The organism is Jutongia hominis (assembly GCF_014384965.1).
GTDB lineage: Bacteria > Bacillota > Clostridia > Lachnospirales > Lachnospiraceae > Butyribacter > Butyribacter hominis.
This window is the reverse complement of sequence record NZ_JACRSW010000027.1, coordinates 1-20142: the sequence shown is the minus strand read 5'-3', so window position 1 is coordinate 20142 and position 20142 is coordinate 1. Positions and strand designations below refer to the sequence as shown.

Genomic DNA, 20142 nt, shown 5'->3' with positions numbered 1-20142 from the left:
TTTCTTTCATTTCTAAATGTCTGTGCGCAGATATACCATATCTGTCTGTTTATCATTTGACTATATTTATCATACGATCCGGCTGTGAAAAACCTTTGAGTGAAATGTGTGCATTTTGTGTTTTCCGGTCATTTTGCCGATATTCCTTTCCATCACTATAACCGTTCTCTGATTCACAAGTTGGCATTTCGCATAATTTTGTCTGTTCTGCCATATGGTATATAAGAACAATGAAACAAACCGCACCAAACGAAAGGCAGGATATACTATGACGATCTTTCACAAAGACAGATATTCCTCTTACCGCCCTGTGCATCATTTTCATCTGTCTCGTTTCCACTACATTACATTGCTTCTTTTTTTGTTTTCTTTTCTATGTGGAAGCTTTGCTGCCAATTTATTTAAAGAAACACTTTGTAATGATATCCTGCACCTGTTTACGTCTTCCTTTGAAAAGCTCCATTCTTATGAGATCAAAAAAGATGCTCTTTTTTATTTCAGCATAAAAGAACATCTTAAATTTTATATTCTGATCGTTTTCTTTGCTTTTACGAATGTCTGGCATTTCTATTATGCACTTGCCATTTTGTATACCGGTTTTTCTAATGGTATGCTTTTTTTGTTCTGTACATTTGTCAAGGGCTGTTCAGGTGTATTATATTATCTGGGAATCCTTTTCCCACAATGTCTGCTCTTTGTCCCTTTTTATCTCTATGCATTGCATCATCTTGATCTGTTACATATCGAATGGTTTGAAGACAATACGCAAAAAAACACCCGTACTTCTTTTGTTGCAAACAAAAAAGGACAGTTGCTGCTTATACAACTGCCTCTTTTTCTCCTGGGTATTCTGTTGTTACTTCTTGGTTCGTTTCTTGAAAGTTATATCAATCCGTTAGTTATACTACATATGTAGAAAGATTATCTCTATTCTTGTTCTGTTCTTTCTGACTGTGCTGTTTTGATGATCACGGCACGCATTTCTTCTTTGCCCAGTTCAAAGCAGTCTAAAAGCTTAGGATTAAAGCATCCACACTGCCCGTCTAAGATCATCTTTTCTGCATTGACCTGTGAATAGGCATCACGATAACTTCCTTTTCGTAACAATGCTGCATACGCTTCGGCTACTGATACGATCTGAGCCGCGATCGGAATCTCATCTCCTGCCAATCCATACGGATAACCGTTTCCATCATAGCGTTCATGGTGATACAGACAAATATCACTTGCATATGTTAATGTATCGGAATCTGCGATTACATCTAAATACTTTAACACCTCCACACCTTTTTTTGTATGCTCTTCCATGACAGCCCGCTCTTTTTTCGTTAATTTACCCGGTTTCTTTAATATATCATCTCCGATCATGAACATACCCACATCATAAAAAACAGAGTCTTCAATAATCTTTACTACAATCTGTCTTGTCAGATGATATTCCGGATATTCCTGCATCACATATTTACACAAAATTTCTGTAAATGCTTTGACACGTAAAAGACAATTTTCATTACCGGTTTTTCTTGATAGGATCAAACAGAAACGTTCGCTTGCATCCTTATATTTTTGTACCAGATCATGAAATTTGGTCCGTTCTTTTAAGATCGTCTGTTCTGATCTGGTATAACGATCACCTAACTGCGTGCATTTTTGCTCTAACTCCTTATATGCTTTTTCTAATTGTGCATACTGCTCTTTTGATTTCTGATTTTCCTTTTCTAATAATGCATATCGGTCTTTTAATTCCAGATTTTCGCTTTCTAAACGAATCTTTTCTGTCGCCTCAAAACAAGGTTTCTCAGATATTGTATTCTGTTTTTCTTCCATTGCCAACTGCCCGGTCGTTTGGAATGTTTTTGTAGCATTTCCCGCTTTCTGTGTCTTCTGCTCTTTTTCGAGTTCTCTTCTTTTGCTTTCATACAATTCAATCGTATGATATACTCTGCGTCTTGTAATCTGGATATCAAAAGGTTTCATCACAACTTCTGCAATATGGGACTGGTATTCTTTTAACTCTGCGATTGTTTCGATATCACCTGTTATCAAAATAACAGGAATGTTTTCATCAATAGATGCATTTTCCATAAAATGAAGGACATCATATCCATTCATGTTTGGCATAATAATGTCTAACATGATCAAAGCTAATTCTTTTTCATGCCCATTGATCTGCTCGATCGCTTCTAAGCCGTCCTCTGCCTCTAAGATGATAAACTGGTCTTCTAACAGTCGATGAAGTATCGCCCGGTTTGTCTCCTGATCATCTACAATTAAAATAGTATTACGCTCCTGCATGTTTCCTTCCTCTTTGTATCAATTCATATTCTTTTATTAAATTCTGCTTTAACTGTTCAAGACTTCCATTATTATCAATTACCTTATCACATCTTTGGTAAAAAAAAGCATCACTTTGCTGTCTTTCCATAATTGCCCGGCTTTTTTCATCCGAATATCCTCTGTTTTGACGCAAACGTTTTTTTCGTGCATCTGCTGAGACAGCAATATACCAGATCTCATCACAAAATGCATCACAACCTGTCTCAAACAAAATAGCATTTTCCAGTATCAAAACGCCTTCTTGGTCTTTCCTGTCATCTATATATTGACGGATATACGCTTTTACTTTCGGATGAATGATCCCATTAAGCAAAGCAAGCCTTTCTTTATCATGAAATACTTTTTCTGCCATCACGGTTCTGCTGATCTGACCATCTGCATCCAGAATATCTGTACCAAACGATTCTATGATCTCATCATATCCGTCTGTGCCTTTTTCCATCGCTACATGTCCTAATTCGTCGGCAATTAAAAGTTCGGCACTTGCAATCTCTTTTAATAAGCAGGCTGCCTGTGTCTTACCACTGCCAACTCCTCCTGTCATACCGATCACATACATTAGTGTGCCTCCTTCCAGTCTTTTCCGCTAAGCACTTCAACTTCTAACGGAACGGATAATTCTACCGCACGAGGCATCTCTTCTTCTAATATCGTTTGAACCGCCTCAACCTCTTCTTCCGGCACTTCGACAAGCAATTCATCATGAACCTGTAAAACAATACGAGCCTTTCTTTGCTCTTTCTTTAACCGGTCTGCCACACGGATCATCGCAAGCTTAATAATATCGGCTGCTGTTCCCTGGATCGGTGAATTCATTGCAATTCGTTCTCCAAACGAACGCTGCATAAAATTATTCGAAGCCAGTTCCGGTACCGGTCTTCTTCTGCCAAACATTGTACCGGCATATCCCTTTTCTTTTGCTGTTGCAACCAGAGAATCAATGAATTCCTTGACTGCCGGATACGTTGCAAAATACTGGTCGATATACGCCTGTGCTTCTTTCTTTGATACATTCAGATCCTGACTAAGACCAAATGAACTGATTCCGTATACAATACCAAAGTTGACTGCTTTTGCATTTCTTCTTTGCAAATCGGTTACCTGATCAAACGGAGTATGGAATACTTTCGATGCGGTACTTCTGTGAATATCCTGATTATGACGGTATGCATCGATCAGCTCCTGATCACCTGACATATGCGCAAGCACCCTGAGTTCGATCTGCGAATAATCGGCATCTAAGAAAATACAACCCTCTTTTGGCTTAAAAGCTTTCCTGATCTCTCTGCCAAGCTCCATGCGGATCGGAATATTTTGCAAATTCGGATCGGTACTGCTGATACGTCCTGTCGCTGTAATCGTCTGGTTGAACTTTCCGTGAATCCTCTGATCCGGTTCGATAAAAACGACAAGCCCATCGGCATAGGTAGATTTTAATTTGCTGACCTGACGATATTCTAAGATCTTATCAATGATCGGATCTTCTTTTCGCAATTTTTCCAAAATATCAGCAGACGTCGAATAACCGGTCTTTGTCTTTTTTGCAAACGGAAGCTTCATTTTCTCAAACAGGATCACCCCTAACTGCTTGGGTGAATTGATATTAAATTCTTCTCCTGCAATATCATAAATATCCGTTTCTAATGCAAGCACTCTGCTTTCTAATAATTTCGAAATATTCGAAAGCTCTTCTTTATCCACATGGACACCTTCTCGTTCCATCTGGTACAGATAATATGAAGTCGGTATCTCAATTTTTTCAAAGATTCCATACATTCCGGTTTCTTCTAATTCTTTTTGAATGGCATCCTGTGCAAGCAATGGAATATAAGACAAATTGGCAACATATGGGATCAGCTTCTTTCCAATCTCGGAATCTTTATCCTCTTTTACTAAAAACTCCTGCCATACTTCTTCCTGCATTGTTTCATCGATTCTTTTCTTTCCAAAGCAATCCGCATACGAAAGGATCGTCTTACCAAGATAATCTCTTGCAATATCATCTACCTGATACGAATCTCTCATCGGATTGAGCAGATAACCGCCTAACGATACATCAAATATTTTCGTAAAAAGAAGCTGTGTCTTCTCATAATCACGATCATCAAATGCCTGTTGCATCGGAGCGGTTTTCTCCGGCGACAACTGCTCTACAGGAGTAGTTAAATGCATGATATTTTTCCAGTTCAATAAAATAATCTTCTTTGCATTCTGTTCCATTTCACAAAATGCCTCTAACAATATCTGCGACTCTAACGCTTCTGTCACAAAAGCAACTGCCGTACAGATTTCTTCGTTCTTACGATATGACAGGCTGATCGCCTGAAACGGATAATCATATCCGCTTTCTTCTTCCTGCTGTCCGATTGAAAGATCCATGCTGTCCTGATCAAAGACAAGCTGAAGCTGTCCTGCCGCTTTTTTCTTTGCTTTCTTTTTAACGGCACCGGTATTCGTCCATTCATCTCCTAAGAAACCGACCGCAAAGACTTTTTGCTTACTTTTTCGAAATGTATCCACAAAATGTCTGAGATCTTTCTTTTCTTTTAACAATGTAACATCCATTTCCACATTGACTGCTTCTGATATAACGGACGGATCAAATCTTTTTTCTAAAGAACGTAGTTCTAATCTTTTGATCCATTCAAACGCTTCTTTCGTAAAGATATTCTCGTATTTTGCATCTTCAAAAGAAAAGTCGATCTCACAGTCGGTTTTGATCGTTGCAAGTTCTTTGCTTAACATTGCAAGCTCTTTATTTGCACGAAGAAGCTCTCTTGCTCTCTTTGGCTCGACTTCTTCGATATGCTCATAGGCTTCTTCAACAGACGGAAACGCAGCAAGTATCTTTCCTGCTGTTTTTTCACCGATTCCCGGAACCCCCGGTATATTATCTGCACTGTCTCCCATCAGACCTTTCATGTCGATGACCTGCTTTGGAGTGATCCCATACCGATCGATCACATCCTGCGTATGGTAGTTTTCAATCTCCGTACCACCACGTTTTGTCTTTGGAATGCGGATCAGTATATGCTCAGAAGCTAATTGCAAAAGATCTCTGTCACCGGATACTAACGAAACTTCTTTTCCTTCTTTTTCGGCTCTGGTTGCGATCGTTCCTAAGATATCATCTGCTTCATATCCTCCCTGCATGATCACAGGGATTTGCATTGCTTTTAGCACTTCCTGAATCACAGGGACCTGCTCGGATAACTCCGTCGGCATCGGTTTTCGCGTGCCTTTGTACTCTGTATACATCTTGTGACGAAATGTCGGCTCTTTTACATCAAATGCCACGGTCAGATAATCAGGCTTTTCTTCTTCTAATATCTTTAACATAATATTGATGAAACCATAGACCGCATTTGTATGAAGACCTTCTGCATTTGTCAGCTCCGGCACACCATAAAATGCTCTGTTTAAAATACTATGCCCATCAATTAAGACTAATTTTTCACTCATTGTTTTCCTCATTTCCTCTATTTAATCACACCATTTCCAACACACATCACACTCCGCCAAAACTATCCTCACAAAACAAAATCTTCAAATGCGTCATGTCTTTATGTCTTGCATTGTATTTCTATTTTTCTTACATTTTGGGGCACTGTTTCACCTGATAAGAATTTCTAAGATTTTTTGCTTTTTTTGCTTTGATTATGGGCGCTCTCATCTGATATAGGGGGCAAGGCCGGTCTGATGTACATTGCTGTTTGGGAATCTCAAAGGCCGTCGCCACTTGCATTGCAAAAATGATTGTTTTTTGCAATGCTATGTGTGCGCTACGTGGCTTTGCGAAGCGGAAGCGTGTCCCAAACAACAATGCTACTCAGACTGAGTCGCCCCTATAGTTATGACCCGCGCCCAATCAGCAAAAAAGCTAAAAAATCAGAAAATCTAATCAGCTGGCGTGTCCTGCCAAAATGTAAGAAAAAATAGAAATACAATTCACAACCATTGTTCATGACGCATGCAACCATATTATCGTGAGGATAGTTTTGGAACATAGATCCTGTTTTGCAAATGGATGTCTGTTCTTATTGAATCAGCAAAATTACGGCTATGCATAAAATGACCAGTAATAACAGTTTCTGAACACGCATGATCCGGAAATGCCGTAAATATTCCTGTGCATACCGGAGTTTCTCATCTGAGCTTACCCAGTCGCTGCTTTTGCGGTTATCTTCTTCGAGATAACGCATTCCCATGATCATTGTATAATAAATGTCATATTCTTCTTTGCAATCCGGACATTCTTCCATATGATGCAAAAATGCATCCAGTTCCCTCTTGCTTAGTTTATCATCAATAAAGGGGATATATTTTTGCTGAATTTCTTTGCATTCCATCAAAACCGCCATGCCTTTCTCTCTTGTATTTTTCTTTGATCATATTCAAATCCCATGATTAAAGTACGTTTCTTTTTGTCTGTCATTCTACTCACATATTGTATCATATTCTTTGCATGAAAGATATAATTATTCCTGATTCCAGCATACTTTACTTCCATGATTTCCTTTTGTTACGAGCAATTTTGTCGGGATCTGTTCTTTTAATTCCGTAACGTGAGAGATCACACCGATCAGACGATGATCGCCGGCTAATTCCAACAGCACACGCACCGCAGTATTTCGTACTTCTTCACTCAAAGCACCAAATCCTTCATCAATAAACATGGTATCGAGTCTGGTCTGTCCTGTTGTACTTTGCACAATGTCTGCCATTCCCAATGCCATCGAAAGTGAAGCAAGAAATGTCTCTCCACCCGAAAGCGTATGTGCATCCCGGACCTTCTGCGTCAATGGGTTGATCACATCCAGATCAAGTCCGACTTCTCCCTGTCCGCTGTTACTGATCTCACGGCATTTTAATAAAAATCGGTTTGACGTCATTCTGGCTAAACGACGGTTCGCAGCCTGAATGATCTGCTTAAAATACTGCCTTTGAATATAGGTCTGAAAATGGATCTTTCCATTTGCTACATCCTGTAAAGACTGCATGACCTGTCTGTCTTTTAAATATTGTTCCTGTCCCTGTAAGAGCGTTGTCAGACGTTTTTTGATATCATCATGTACCTGATATTGTTTTTGCCATTTTTCATATACTTCCTGCTTTTGTCTTTGCAGCTCTTTTGTATGCAACATTTTTTCATATGCTTCTTCTTTCGAACGCTGCTCTTTTCCTGCAAGGTTCTTTTCTAAGATTTCTTTTGTCGAACAGCATTTTTCAAGATGCATCTCATATTGGCGGATCTCGTTTTGTAATTCTTCCATTTGAGGAATCTGCTGACAGGCTGTACGATATTCTGTCACGGTATCAAACTGCTCTGTTTGTAATACCTCTTCCCACAAATGTTTTGCCTGACTTTTATCTTTTGCAAGCTTAGCAAGACGTTTGTCATTTTCCTCGGTCTTTCCCTGTAAAGTATCAAAGTTTTTCTTTTCGGTCTCCCAGACAGCTTTTGCATTCTTTCTTTGCTGATCAAGGATTCTTTGCTCTTTTTGCAAGGTCAGGATTTTTTCTTCTCCCTGACTGACCGATACTAATGTGATCTTCTGTTCTTTTTCATGCATCTGTGCTAAAAGCGCTTGCAGGGCAACTTCTGTGTCATGTAACCGGTCTCTGATAGCTTTCTCCTGTTCGATGGAGTGCTGTTCTTCTTTTTCTAATTCTGCCTCTCTAAGCAACAGCTTTTCTTTCTTTTGAACTCGCTGTTCTAATGCATTGCTCTTTTCTTTTTGTATCCGGATCTGCTCTGTCAGTTGTTCTCTGACTGCTATGATATGCCAAAAGATTGTCTTTTCTTTTTCCCGTGCTTCTTTTGTGACAGAGGATTGTTCCTTAGATAATGCTTCGTCTGGCTGATCCTTAGATACTGTTCTTTCCGGCTGTCCTTGCTGAAAGACTTCCTTTCGCTGCTTTGAAGATTGTTTGTCTTTTTGCTTTTCATATGCATGCACTTCCTTGACAAAAAGATTGTCCTGATCGGATACTGACATATCCTGATAAGCTTTTTGGTAAGCCAAAAGCCATGCACTGTCAGGATCCCATATCTCGATCTGTTCAAGAAGTAAGCTAATACGGTTCTTACAATCCTGTAAAGCTGCCACATAGGCTTTATTACATTGATCTTCCTGTTCTTTTGCCTGTCTTTCCTTTTCTTCTGCCTGCTCTAAACTCTCTTTGGTCACATTTTCTTTTGATAACACAGCAATGTGGGGATGAACAGTCGAACCACATACCGGACAAGGCATATCATCTTTTAAATCCTTTGCAAGCCATGCCGCCTGTGATTCAAAATACGTCATAAAGATTCTGTCATATACATCATGCTGCTCTTTCCAATATTGTAATGCCTTTTGATATTTTCTTTCGGATTCATATGCCTTTTGATAGGCACAAAGAAACTCCTGATATGCCTTTTGGTATTGCTTTTCCTGCTGCCATTTTATGTTAAGCTGTTCTTCGATTGTCTTTGCCTGATATCTTTCTTCCTCTAAAGATTGGTGTTTTTTCAGCCAGACTTTGATCTCTTCTCTTTCCTTTTTAATCGTTTCTTCTTTTTTAGTCCATTGCGCATATGCAATTTCCTTTTGCTCTTTCTCTTTTTGCAAAGCTTCTTTCTTGTCTTGCAATGCGAGCAGACTTTTTAAAACATCCATCTGCTCTCTGACTGTCTGCTCTTCTTTCATTAATACAGGCTGTCTGCTTTCATATTCTTTTTCGCTTTGCTGATATGCTTCTGCACTTTTTGCAAGCAGATTCCGGCTCTTTTTTCTTTCTATACAATATTGCTCTTTTTTCTTTTGTTCTTCCCATTCTTCTTGTTGATAACGTAAAAATATATCTTCTTTTTCCTGACATTTCTTTGCTTTTTGTGCCTGACAAACAATGTCTCTTTTTTGACCGAACTGCTCTTTTTTGCTATCAAGTTCCTGTAGCTTCTTTTTTACTTCTTCATATTGTTCTAACATCTCATTGACCTGACAGATTTCTTTATAAATAAGTTCGGTTTCCTGCAATTTTTGATTGGTCTGGTCTGCTTCCTTTTTGGCATTACTATAATATATCTTTAACTCTTTTGTATATTCTTCTAAGAATACTTCCATACGCTGTGGTTCTGTATCGGCAAAAGCAGATATCTGCTCCCACTTTTCTTTATATGCACTCATCTCTTCGACAAAAGAAACACCACTGACTGCTTCTTTGATCTTTGTAATATGCTCTTTTAATGCTCCGATCGTCCTTTTATATTCTTCCCATATCTTTTTTTCCACTTTTTCATAAATTTCCGTAGAAAAGATCTGCTGAAAGATTTCTTTTCTCTTTCCTGTCTTATCCATGATCAGCTCCTGAAATTCTCCCTGTGCGATCATGGCGATCTTACTAAACTGTTCTGCAGTCAGACCGATGATCTGACGGATCTTTTCATTGGTCTGTGCTGCTTTTCCCTGATATTCTTTTCCATCCGGCAGGATCAAAGAGACCTTGCCTCCCTGCCTTGTCGTATTGTAACTGCCCTGCTTATTCTTTCGTCTGGCTTTGCGGTAATATGTCGGTGAGCGTTTGATCGTATACAACTCTTCCTGCCCTTCGATCCCATAGGAAAAGGTATACTCTACATACGTTTCTGTCTCGTCATTTGCATACTCGCTGCGCATCATATTGCCCTTACGTTCTTTTCCACTCATTGTATCATACAAGGCAAACATGATTGCATCAAAAATCGTGGACTTTCCTGCTCCGGTATCACCGGATATCAGAAAAAGCCCATTTGTCACCTTACTAAAATCAATTACTTCCTTTCCGCCATACGAACCAAAAGCGGACATCACCAACCTCACCGGCTTCATATCTACTCCTCCTCACTTCGCATGATCCATCCTGCCTGCCCCCACACCAAATATACTATCTCCTTACGCTGCCCTGGATTTTTAACCTGCGTCATTTTCAAAACATTGCATTCGTGTTTCAATTTATTTTGGCTTTTGGGGCACTGTTTCGCCTGCTAAGGATATCTAAGATTTTTCGCTTTTTTGCCCTGATTATGGGCGCTCTCATCTGATATAGGGGCAGGACCTGTCTGATGTACATTGCTGTTTGGGAATCTCAAAGACCGTCGCCACTTGCGCTGCAAAAAGTGTCTTACCTTTTTGCAACGCTATGTGTGCGCTACGTGGCTTTGCGAAGCGGGAGCGTGTCCCACACAGCAATGCTACTCAGGCTGAGTCGCCCCTATAATTATGACCCGCGCCCAATCAGCAAAAAAGCGTTAAAAATCAGATATCCTAACCAGCCGTCGTGTCAACCCAAAAGACAAAACAAAATTGAAACCACGAAAATAAACTGTATAAAATGACGCAGTTTTAAAGATTATTGTGCGACAGGAGATCTGTCAATACTGCTGGTGGATGGCAGGAGGATGGATCATGCGAATTGTTATAATGTTTCTATGATCTGTGCGAACTTTTTTTGTTCGTCTTCATTCATTGGTCTGCCTGTAGACTCTTTAAAGAATGTCATAAAGGCTCCTTCTAATGACATTTCTTTTAGTGCAGGAATTTCTTCTTCCATGATCTGTCTGGTTCTTGTATTGTCGATCTGGATCTCTAAGATATGATCATAATATTTTTCCAGATAGTCTCTTGGCTGCTGCACTGCTTCTTCATCTGTCAGGACAATGCTGACATAGTCATGGCATGGAATTTCGGTGCATTGTGCTGCTAACTCTTCCATTTTTCCACGCAAAGCACGTACATCATGTAACGGATGGATAGGAAGATAATGATATGAAATCTCACCTTTTTTGCCCATTTCCACAACAGTAATGCTTTTGTTTTGATCTGCCTCACTGACAGAATATTTTAACGGTGTTCCGGCATATCGGATATGCGGATCACCAAGATTTTGCGGACTGTGAATATGACCGAGTGCAACATAATCAAATTTGTCTACAAATGTAGTAGCTATGCTGTCAAGACCACCTACGCTAAACGATGGTGTCTCGGAATCACATAATACTGTATCTTCATTGGCATGAAGATAAAACTGGTGCGAAAGCAAAACATTACGTTCATTCCAGTCAATTTGCTCACGTTCCAGCAGAAATTTTACGGCATCCTGTGTATTGGCAAGTTCTTCCTGTTCTACCCAGTGACGGATCATACCGGGCTTTGTATACGGTAACAGATAAAAATGAACTACTCCCTCCTGATCGGTTAATGTAACCTGTTCTAAATAAGCATCCTCCTGCTGTGGCGGCATGACCGCAATATGAATATGATGTCTTTTCATAAAACTGCTTCCATATTGCAATCGTTTTGCCGCATCATGATTTCCTGCGATCAATATGATCTCTACTGCTTTTTGCTCTTTTGCAAGTTCATCTGCCTGTATAAAAAATTGCTCCAGAAGCTGCATGGCTGTTCCTGACGGTACTGCCCGGTCATAAATATCTCCTGCGATCAATACGGCGTCCGGCTGTTCTTTTTTAATATAAGAAAGCAATTCCTCTAACATATGTTCCTGATCTTTTATCAGATCATAGCCATGAAGCTGCTTACCTAAATGCAGATCCCCAACATGAAAAAATTTCATTTTCTCTTCCCTTTCTTTATGACAGACATCGTCATTTTGCTTTCTGTAACTGCTACACATTTTGTTTTATTATAACGATATTTTGATAGGGTGACAAGTTTTGACATACAATGCATACAAAGTATATACTGCTTATCAGAACTACTTTGTATTCATAGATTACTTTCATCAGATGATACATTTTAGATACATAAAAAAGTAATTTCTTTCTAAAATGTGATGCAATTCTTTGTTTTAATAAGAGAAACGAAACATCTTTTTTATTATAGTTTTCCATCTTACAAATACAAAGAAAGGCATGGTGATCCATTTGATACCAACCAAAAACAAAAATTCTTACTTCTTTTTTTCTGTTCTTTTGTCTGGTGATCGCACTCTTTCTAGGTGCCCTGCTGCTACAAAAGCCTCTTCCGGTCTTTTGTCATTTGGTTCAAAACCAGACAGATCATGGAAAACTACCGGACATTGAAAGAGTATAGCATTTATGTAGAACGAGTCAGAAAATATCGTGCAGTCATGCCGATCGAGCAGGCGGTAGAAAAAGCAGTCACAGAATGTATTCGTGAAAATATATTAGCAGACTTTCTAAAAAAGCAAAGAGCAGAGGTGATAGCAATGTCTATACTGGAATATAATGAAGAAGAAGAGATCAAAAAGATCCGGGCAAGCGAGAGGCGCGGAGGCTATGATGACGGCTGGAATGCAGGAAGGATCGAAGGAGAAGCTGCTGGAAAGATAGCAGGAAGGATCGAAGGAGAAGCAGTAGGAAAAAAAGCAGGAAGAATCGAAGGAAAAAAAGAAGCATTACTGGAGATTTTGGAAGAAAAAGGAGCGGTAACAGAATCGCTGAAAAAGAAGATTCAGAACCAAAACGATATGACAATCTTAAAAAGCTGGATTCAAAGAGCCTGTACGATTGATTCTGTTGCAAAATTTGAAAATGATATCTCCGGGTTTGTCAAGTAAAGTGTGTAAGTTACCGGCAACAAACTTACGCACTTTATATTACACTCTCGCACCTTTATTTTTGAATATTGCCTTTTTCAATGTTTTTTTGAATCAGCCGGTCTGTTATTTCATATAACTTCTCCGAACCAAGTTTTGTCTTTTCCTGTCTGCCGTATACCTGCTTTGCACAGACTCCATGTGCTTTCCAGTCTGCACCGCCATTGCTGTCATTTAACAGTAGTGGTTGCAGATTGTCCATCGTATGTGCAAATTTTGATTCTGCGGATTCAAACGCTTCAAACTCATCAAATAGTGCGATCAATTCTTCTTTCTGCTCGTTTGGAAGAAGAGAAAAAATTCGTTCCTTCGCTGCATCTTCTCTTGCCTTTTGCGTTTTTAATCCCTCTGCATCATATGCATAAGTATCTCCGGCATCAATTTCTACAATATCATGGATCAGACACATCAACATCACTTTTGCAATGTCAACCTCTTCATTGGCATATTCTTTTAACAGATATGCCATGATCGCCATATGCCATGCATGTTCTGCATCATTTTCCCGTCTTCCATGTCCGGATAAATGTGTCTGCCTTAAAATGTTCTTTTCTTTATCAATCTCTAATGCAAATGCAAGCTGCTTTTGTAATCTTTCATCCATCTTACTTTCCTCCTAGTCAAATACGACTTCCCCATTCTGTGATTCCATTGCCTGAAAGCACATCCAGACCTACTTCTTCTTTTATTATATTTTCTTTTACGGAACAGTCAACCTCACACCAGCTACACGGAAGGGAAAAACAAATCAAAATCAAAATTTCCCCAAAAATGCTTACAAATTTTTTCAAAAAATGATAAACTAAATACTAGAAACTGTGTACAATTTTCATGAAAAGGGCTATTTCATTCAAATGTTACCGAGTGAAGCAGTCCTTTTCTCTTTTTGATTTACTTTATAAAAAAGAAAGGAAAGGAAAAGTTATGTATAAAAAAGGAGACTATGTAGTAAAAATGCCGGAGGGTATTTGTAAAATTGAAAATGTTGGCCATCCCGACACAACCGGAATGAATAAAACTAAAGAATACTATATATTAGTACCAATAAATGAAAAAACATCTAAGATATATCTGCCTGTCGATTACGTCGATGGAAGGATCAGAAATATGATCAGCAAAGAAGAAGCCATTCAGTTGATAAAATCAATTCATAATATCACGGAAACAGAAATTCATAATGAAAAGATGCGTGAACAGGAATATAAAGCAACAATATTAAGCGGTGATAACAAAAAAATTGTAAGCATTATAAAGTTAATCTATACTCGCAAACAAGAACGCATCAAACAAGGAAAAAAAAGCACAGCGACCGATGACAAATATTTTAAACAGGCAGAGGATGTACTCTTTTCCGAACTTTCTTTTGTACTGGATGTACCAAAAGAAAATATGGTGCAATTCATCGAAGATATGATCAAAGCATATCTTTTATGACCCTGCCACAATCCGCTTTGATACAGACAGACTGCTTTTTTATCGAATCCATACAAAATGCTTCTTTAAGATGAACCGATGCAAATAAGAATCCTGTACGGTTAGAAAATCCTGACTGACTGCATGAGTCTGACGAATATTCGTCAGACTTCTTAACAACTTCTTTTGTTCTTCCTCATCATCCGGAATCGGTATGGTACGATATTCTTTTTTTTCATTTAATAATTGCTGTATCAAATATACTCTTTTTTCTCTCTGATCCATAGTCTCATCTTCTTTCAATCGCTTTTACCGGACAGTGTTCATAACAGCTTCCGCAATGCAGACAATGTTCCTGCTGTATCACAAACGGTTTGCCTTCTGTTATACATTTTTGCGGACAGACTGTCTGACATTTCTTACAGCCAACACATTTGTCTGTAATATCATATCCTTTTTCTTTTACTATAACATTCCCTAATGCATAAGTCTCCCGAAAAATAGGATTTACACCCAGATTAAAATATTCCACCTGTGCGTGATCAATGCAAAAAATAATTCCGATCTCTTTCGTGTCTTTCGGATAGACATTTTCTAAATTCGGCTGTTCCTGAAAGATCCTGTCTCTCCATTTGATCTGCTCATCCTCATCTACTGCATATGCCTTACCAGATAAACGGATCATTTCTTTATATCGTGTATAACATAAGATCTGTACTCTTCCGTCTGCTAAAAGTTCCTTACAGAAATTCTTTCCTCTTGCCGTAAAGAAATAAAGTGCATCCGGCTCATAATAAATCGCACTGATGTTTCTGATCTGAGGTGCTCCTTCTTCATCTACGGTTGCAAAGGCTAATACCCCAACCAGTTCCATTTTCCTTAAACATGTATTCAAATCCATATTTTTACACCTCCTGTCATTTCATTCTTCGTCTTCTACCATATATTTAGATCTTATCTTTCTACACCTGTAGTATGCTGTATTCTTACCGTAACTTAGAAATATAGGGGCAACGCTGACCACGTCACCCCCTATATCCCATCACACTACAATTTGCTCTACTTGTCTGCTGCTCCGCACGCTGTTCCACATGCTGCTGTTTTTGTCTCTTCTTTGTCTGCCGCTCCGCATGCTGTTCCACATGCTGTACTTTGCTGCTTACTTTCTTTTTTGCTCCATCCAAATATGTTTGCTAATGCCATCTTTGTTACCTCCTGTCATTTTTTCTTATTTTTTTTGTAATATGGCTTTCGCCTGTTGCATCCTTATCATAGCAAGGAAGATCATGCTGTAAAAGTACGCACTTTTTTATTACATAGTTACCTGAAAGTAACTTTTGTGCATTTCATTGCACTTGTTACTAATCTTCGAGAATGCTACAATAGAAAAAGAAGATCTCTTTGTGCTCAGAAATCCAGCCGAAAGGATTCGTTTTGAAAAGATACCGAAAGTACATTTTTATAAAAAAGGAGGACCTACAAAATATGAATGAAATCATAAAAGCAATGAAAGAACGACGCAGCATCCGCAAATTCAAACCGGATATGCCTTCAAAAGAAGATTTAAACCAGATCATAGAAGCAGGATTATATGCTGCAAATGGCATGGGACAACAAGCAGTAATCACAATCGCTGTAACCAAAAAAGAGCTTCGTGACAAAATAGCTAAGATCAATGCCAAAATTGGTGGATGGGATGAAAACTTCGATCCATTTTATGGTGCACCGGCTATTCTCATTGTTTTAGCAGACAAAGATCGTCCTACTCACGTTTATGACGGAAGTCTTGTACTCGGAAATATGATGCTAGCTGCTCACTCCTTAAACCTTGGAAGCATCTGGATCCATAGAGCAAAAGAAGAATTCGAACTTCCTGAATATCAGGAATTATTAAAAGAACTTGGTATCACAGGCGAATGGGAAGGAATCGGTCACTGTGCTATCGGTTACATAGATGGTGATTTACCGGAAGCAGCCAAACGAAAAGATGGCAGAGTATTCTGGATTGATGAAAAGTCCCACCCTATGCAGAGTATGCATTAAGCGATATCGGTGAATTCATGCCGCCCAATCCTCGATGCGATGAAAGACCGGGGAATCCGGTATAAGAAAACTTTTGAATAATACTTAGAGCCAAAAAGCCCATTTCAAGTTTGGTTGTAAGCTTGAAACGGGCTTTATTTGACAAGATATATAGAGACTACACCGTGGTAATATAGCTTCTATTTTTTTACATAAGGCTCAGGTTCTTCCGCCACTTTGCCCAATTCCGGACTTAATGGATATGGATGCACATTTGAAGATTTTTGCAATAATTCCATATCATTATTATCTGTCCATAATTCACATTGTGTCATAACCGTCTGAACTGCATTATCCATACCTTCCGGTGGATATCTATGTTTTTTCAAAAGCCTTTTTATCATTATCCGCATCCTTGCTCTCGCAGAATCACGTTTTTGCCAGTCAATCGTCCTATTTTTTCTAAGAGTGTCCGCAAGTTCTTTTGTAATAGCAATCAATTCTTCATTTTCATAAAAATCTTTGATTGCCTGCGGTTTTGTCAGTGCATCATAAAATGCCAGCTCATCCGCAGTCAATCCCAACTGATCACCTTCTTTGTGAGCCGCTGCAATTTGTTTTGCCAGGTTTAGCAGTTCTTCAATAACCTGCTCATTAGTCAACATACCATTTAAATAGGCATTCATCGTTCGTTGAATAATTTCACTGAATTTTTCAGACTTCACGACATTGGTATGTCGATATATTTTTACCTGTTCTGCAATCAGTTTTTTCAGCAACTCAACTGCTAGGTTTCTCTCTTTCATTTTTGAAACTTCTTCAAGAAATTTAGGAGCGAAAAGCGAAAACTCCTTGTCCATATCTGAAAAAAGATTAATTACGCCATCACTTTGTATACTTGCTTTCAAAAGATTGTTAACTCTGGCATTCATCTCTGGTAAAGAAATTTTCTTTCCTTCACCTTGATTCATCAATCGAGTTACAAGCACCCGGACAGACTCAAAAAAAGCAGATTCTACACGCAAATCACGTTCAACCAAAGATGCACACAGAGAAAGTGCCTGTTTTAAAAGCAATCCCTCTTTTAAAAACGCTTCCCGATCCTCTGCCTTCTCAACTGCCACAATAAAGTTCACAGCACCACTAATCGCTTTGGAACGCTCCAAATCTGTGCCATTCATAAATTTTGAATAATCATATCCATGAAATAAATCTCGGCAAACAGATAATTTTTCAAGGAATTTAGGATATGCTACTTTTGCAACATCTGTATCGCCATAATTTTTCTTATCTCTGGCTGTATAATCATTCATTGCCTGTTTCAATGCTGCGGCAATGCCTACATAGTCAACTACAAGACCACCTTCTTTATCTCCAAATACCCTATTTACTCTGGCAATCGCTTGCATCAAGTTATACCCTTGCATCGGCTTATATATATACATAGTTGCCAACGACGGAACATCAAATCCTGTCAACCACATATCAACCACAATCGCTATCTTCAAAGGGCTGTCGTTATCTTTAAATTTCTTTGCCAATTCATCTTTATGCCGTTTATTCCCGATAATTTTATTCCATTCTTCCGGATCTTTATTGCTGCCAGTCATTACAACAGCTACTTTTTCTGTCCACGACGGGCGAAGTTGTAAAATGCGTTCATAAATTTTCATTGCAATCGAACGCGAATATGCCACAATCATTGCTTTTCCGGTAAGTAAATTTTCACGATAATTCTCATAATGATCCAGTATATCATCAACCAGAGAATTAATAGTTTTATCATTTCCAAGAATTGCTTCCATCTGTCCAAGCTGCTTTTTGCTCTTCGCAATTACCTCTGGATCAGCATTATTTGCCATAATGTCATACTCTTGGTCAATCAATTTCAAAGTATGCTCATCCAACTTTAATTTAATCACACGGCTCTCATAATAAACAGGTCTGGTTGCACCATCCTTAACAGCCTGAGTCATATCGTAAATATCTATGTAATCGCCAAATACTTCCCGGGTATTGCGATCTTTCATGGAAATCGGAGTTCCGGTAAATCCAATATAGGTTGCATTTGGCAGAGCATTACGAATAATACGGGCAGTACCAATTTTAATTTCGCCTGTCTTAGCATCAACTTTTTCTTTCAAACCATATTGTCCACGATGGGCTTCATCTGCCATAACAATAATGTTTCTGCGTTCCGAAAGGCATTCAAATGATTCTTCAAACTTTTGCATTGTAGTAAAAATAATACCATTGGCTTTTCTATCATTTAACCAATCCATAAGACCAATAATTGGTTTTTCACCTTTTCTTAAATGTGCATTACGTTCTTTATCTTCATCAGACAGTTTCCTCTTATCCGCATGAACAGGTTCTTGTCGTAAAAATTTACTACATTTTGCAAACTGTCCGTAAAGCTGATTATCCAAATCATTACGGTCCGTGATTACGACAATTGTCGGACTATCTAACGCATCTTGTAAACAATGAGCATAAAATACCATTGACAATGATTTTCCACTTCCCTGTGTATGCCAGAACACACCACCTTTACCATCCGTTTCTGTTGCATGTTTTGTTGATAGAATTGCTTTATTTACTGCGAAATACTGATGATACCCTGCTAAAATCTTAATCTGTTTCGAGCCTTCATTGGAAAAGCAGATAAAGTTCTTGATAATATCAAGCAAACGCTCTTTTACAAACATTCCTTCAAAAAATGTATCGAATTGGGCATACTGTGTGTTCTCATTGTTTCCATCTTTTGTCTTCCATTCCATGAAACGATCTTCACCTGAAGTAATTGTGCCAGCTTTAGAAGTTAAATGATCACTCATGACGCAAATACAATTATAAATAAACATAGATGGAATCTCATGCATATAATTTCTGATTTGCGTGTAAGCTTCTGATGCATCTGTTTCTTCTCGTGATGGTGACTTCAATTCTATAAGTACAACCGGCATACCATTCAAAAACAGTAATATATCCGGACGCTTGTTGCTATTCTCAACAAATGTCCACTGATTCGCAACAACAAAGGAATTATTGCCAGGATTTTTATAATCTACCAGATAAACCAATCCTGAACGTTCCTCACCTTTGACAAAATAACGTACTTCGATTCCATGCTGAATATAATCCATAAAAAGAGCATTTTTCAAAACTAACTCTGCATTTTCAAAGTTCTTTAATTTATATAAAGCGTCTGTAATTGCATCATCCGGCATATCCGGATTAATTCGCCGAATAGAATTATCCAATTCTTCTTCATACAACGGACTACGAAAATCTCGCTCCAAATCCGGTGCATAAACATAGCGATAATCCATATTCTGAAACAATTCAATGACTGATTTTTCATAATTTGCTTCCGTATAAAAATCTGACATATTTTGTCGCCTCCTTATATCAGTTTAAATTCAGATGTATTTTCTCTGATAACCACATATAACAGTCCTTGCAACGAGAAATAATTCCATCCGCCAACATATATACTTTTAATCTACGATCAAATAAGTGCTGCTTATTGCTAAGCCCTATCTGATGAACAGACAAGCCTAATGCCAGTACAGCAGTTAAAGCTGTAAGTATAGAACACCAAAAATTCCAATCTTTCAATATATAACTTCCTCCTTTTACAAATGGTAAACGATAATTTAGAGCAGCAAGCACGGGCAATTTATCAGCAGATGTTTATCGACAATCCTGACCCTGATTGGATTGAAGGCTCTCTAAGCGACATCGCTAATATTACTATGGGGCAAT

18 protein-coding genes are annotated in these 20142 nt (G+C 38.5%); 4 read left to right on the top strand and 14 right to left on the bottom strand.

Annotation, left to right across the window (positions count from 1 at the left end; genetic code table 11):
• Nucleotides 1-52 precede the first annotated feature (52 nt).
• Complete coding sequence (locus H8700_RS05605; RefSeq protein ID WP_249304160.1) at nt 53-283, bottom strand: hypothetical protein; 231 nt, start codon at nt 281-283, stop codon at nt 53-55.
• Between H8700_RS05605 and H8700_RS05600 the strand changes: the two genes are divergently transcribed.
• Entirely contained in the window at nt 269-916 is a 648-nt protein-coding gene (locus tag H8700_RS05600; RefSeq protein ID WP_249304158.1) for a stage II sporulation protein M, read from the top strand. The two genes, H8700_RS05605 and H8700_RS05600, sit on opposite strands and share 15 nt — an antisense overlap.
• Nucleotides 917-927: 11 nt before the next feature.
• Here H8700_RS05600 and H8700_RS05595 read toward each other — a convergent pair whose 3' ends face one another.
• The 6 genes from H8700_RS05595 to H8700_RS05570 all read right to left on the bottom strand — a co-directional run bounded on the left by H8700_RS05595 (nt 928) and on the right by H8700_RS05570 (nt 11934).
• Complete coding sequence (locus H8700_RS05595; protein WP_249304156.1) at nt 928-2295, bottom strand: HD domain-containing phosphohydrolase; 1368 nt, start codon at nt 2293-2295, stop codon at nt 928-930.
• A complete protein-coding gene (gene coaE / locus H8700_RS05590; RefSeq protein ID WP_249304154.1) occupies nt 2282-2896 on the bottom strand; it encodes a dephospho-CoA kinase in 615 nt (204 codons plus the stop codon). Before coaE ends, H8700_RS05595 begins: the two co-directional genes overlap by 14 nt.
• On the bottom strand, nt 2896-5799 hold the full coding sequence (gene polA / locus H8700_RS05585) for a DNA polymerase I (protein ID WP_249304151.1): 2904 nt from the start codon (nt 5797-5799) through the stop codon (nt 2896-2898). Before polA ends, coaE begins: the two co-directional genes overlap by 1 nt.
• Before the next feature lie 575 nt (nt 5800-6374).
• Nucleotides 6375-6698: an anti-sigma factor family protein gene (locus tag H8700_RS05580; protein ID WP_249304150.1), complete on the bottom strand. Its 324-nt coding sequence runs from the start codon at nt 6696-6698 to the stop codon at nt 6375-6377.
• A gap of 117 nt (nt 6699-6815) precedes the next feature.
• A complete protein-coding gene (locus H8700_RS05575; RefSeq protein ID WP_249304148.1) occupies nt 6816-10190 on the bottom strand; it encodes an SbcC/MukB-like Walker B domain-containing protein in 3375 nt (1124 codons plus the stop codon).
• 586 nt (nt 10191-10776) lie between these two features.
• A complete protein-coding gene (locus H8700_RS05570; protein WP_249304145.1) occupies nt 10777-11934 on the bottom strand; it encodes an exonuclease SbcCD subunit D in 1158 nt (385 codons plus the stop codon).
• Nucleotides 11935-12381: 447 nt separating this feature from the next.
• Between H8700_RS05570 and H8700_RS05565 the strand changes: the two genes are divergently transcribed.
• Entirely contained in the window at nt 12382-12900 is a 519-nt protein-coding gene (locus tag H8700_RS05565) for a FliH/SctL family protein (RefSeq protein WP_249304143.1), read from the top strand.
• Nucleotides 12901-12955: 55 nt separating this feature from the next.
• Here the strand turns inward: H8700_RS05565 and H8700_RS05560 are convergent, their stop codons facing one another.
• Nucleotides 12956-13543, bottom strand: a complete 588-nt coding sequence (locus tag H8700_RS05560; RefSeq protein ID WP_249304141.1) for an HD domain-containing protein — start codon at nt 13541-13543, stop codon at nt 12956-12958.
• Nucleotides 13544-13559: 16 nt separating this feature from the next.
• On the bottom strand, nt 13560-13691 hold the full coding sequence (locus H8700_RS12185) for an NUDIX hydrolase (protein ID WP_283242213.1): 132 nt from the start codon (nt 13689-13691) through the stop codon (nt 13560-13562).
• 172 nt (nt 13692-13863) lie between these two features.
• On the opposite strand from H8700_RS12185, the gene H8700_RS05555 reads away from it, so the two are divergent.
• Nucleotides 13864-14373, top strand: a complete 510-nt coding sequence (locus tag H8700_RS05555; protein WP_249304139.1) for a CarD family transcriptional regulator — start codon at nt 13864-13866, stop codon at nt 14371-14373.
• A 39-nt stretch (nt 14374-14412) separates the two neighbouring features.
• Here the strand turns inward: H8700_RS05555 and H8700_RS05550 are convergent, their stop codons facing one another.
• From H8700_RS05550 to acgA, 3 genes are all read right to left on the bottom strand, one after another.
• Entirely contained in the window at nt 14413-14637 is a 225-nt protein-coding gene (locus tag H8700_RS05550) for a macro domain-containing protein (protein WP_249304136.1), read from the bottom strand.
• Nucleotides 14638-14641: 4 nt separating this feature from the next.
• Nucleotides 14642-15253, bottom strand: coding sequence for a 4Fe-4S binding protein (locus H8700_RS05545; protein WP_249304133.1), 612 nt, complete (start codon nt 15251-15253; stop codon nt 14642-14644).
• A 158-nt stretch (nt 15254-15411) separates the two neighbouring features.
• Nucleotides 15412-15555: an ACGX-repeat peptide gene (gene acgA, locus H8700_RS05540; RefSeq protein WP_249304130.1), complete on the bottom strand. Its 144-nt coding sequence runs from the start codon at nt 15553-15555 to the stop codon at nt 15412-15414.
• 282 nt (nt 15556-15837) lie between these two features.
• On the opposite strand from acgA, the gene H8700_RS05535 reads away from it, so the two are divergent.
• A complete protein-coding gene (locus H8700_RS05535; RefSeq protein ID WP_249304126.1) occupies nt 15838-16395 on the top strand; it encodes a nitroreductase family protein in 558 nt (185 codons plus the stop codon).
• A gap of 179 nt (nt 16396-16574) precedes the next feature.
• Here H8700_RS05535 and H8700_RS05530 read toward each other — a convergent pair whose 3' ends face one another.
• Both H8700_RS05530 and H8700_RS05525 read right to left on the bottom strand, forming a co-directional pair.
• The gene (locus tag H8700_RS05530; RefSeq protein WP_249304123.1) at nt 16575-19766 is read right to left on the bottom strand and encodes a type I restriction endonuclease subunit R; all 3192 of its coding nucleotides are present in this window, start codon (nt 19764-19766) and stop codon (nt 16575-16577) included.
• Between the two features lie 19 nt (nt 19767-19785).
• Nucleotides 19786-19995, bottom strand: coding sequence for a hypothetical protein (locus H8700_RS05525; RefSeq protein ID WP_249304121.1), 210 nt, complete (start codon nt 19993-19995; stop codon nt 19786-19788).
• Between the last annotated feature and the right edge of the window lie 147 nt (nt 19996-20142).

Coding starts and splice junctions, on each gene's coding strand:
- H8700_RS05600 (WP_249304158.1), top strand. CDS start 269: ATGACGATCTTTCACAAAGACAGATATTCCTCTTACCGCCCTGTGCAT.
- H8700_RS05595 (WP_249304156.1), bottom strand. CDS start 2,295: ATGCAGGAGCGTAATACTATTTTAATTGTAGATGATCAGGAGACAAAC.
- coaE (WP_249304154.1), bottom strand. CDS start 2,896: ATGTATGTGATCGGTATGACAGGAGGAGTTGGCAGTGGTAAGACACAG.
- polA (WP_249304151.1), bottom strand. CDS start 5,799: ATGAGTGAAAAATTAGTCTTAATTGATGGGCATAGTATTTTAAACAGA.
- H8700_RS05580 (WP_249304150.1), bottom strand. CDS start 6,698: ATGGCGGTTTTGATGGAATGCAAAGAAATTCAGCAAAAATATATCCCC.
- H8700_RS05575 (WP_249304148.1), bottom strand. CDS start 10,190: ATGAAGCCGGTGAGGTTGGTGATGTCCGCTTTTGGTTCGTATGGCGGA.
- H8700_RS05570 (WP_249304145.1), bottom strand. CDS start 11,934: ATGAAATTTTTTCATGTTGGGGATCTGCATTTAGGTAAGCAGCTTCAT.
- H8700_RS05565 (WP_249304143.1), top strand. CDS start 12,382: ATGGAAAACTACCGGACATTGAAAGAGTATAGCATTTATGTAGAACGA.
- H8700_RS05560 (WP_249304141.1), bottom strand. CDS start 13,543: ATGGATGAAAGATTACAAAAGCAGCTTGCATTTGCATTAGAGATTGAT.
- H8700_RS05555 (WP_249304139.1), top strand. CDS start 13,864: ATGTATAAAAAAGGAGACTATGTAGTAAAAATGCCGGAGGGTATTTGT.
- H8700_RS05550 (WP_249304136.1), bottom strand. CDS start 14,637: ATGGATCAGAGAGAAAAAAGAGTATATTTGATACAGCAATTATTAAAT.
- H8700_RS05545 (WP_249304133.1), bottom strand. CDS start 15,253: ATGGATTTGAATACATGTTTAAGGAAAATGGAACTGGTTGGGGTATTA.
- acgA (WP_249304130.1), bottom strand. CDS start 15,555: ATGGCATTAGCAAACATATTTGGATGGAGCAAAAAAGAAAGTAAGCAG.
- H8700_RS05535 (WP_249304126.1), top strand. CDS start 15,838: ATGAATGAAATCATAAAAGCAATGAAAGAACGACGCAGCATCCGCAAA.
- H8700_RS05530 (WP_249304123.1), bottom strand. CDS start 19,766: ATGTCAGATTTTTATACGGAAGCAAATTATGAAAAATCAGTCATTGAA.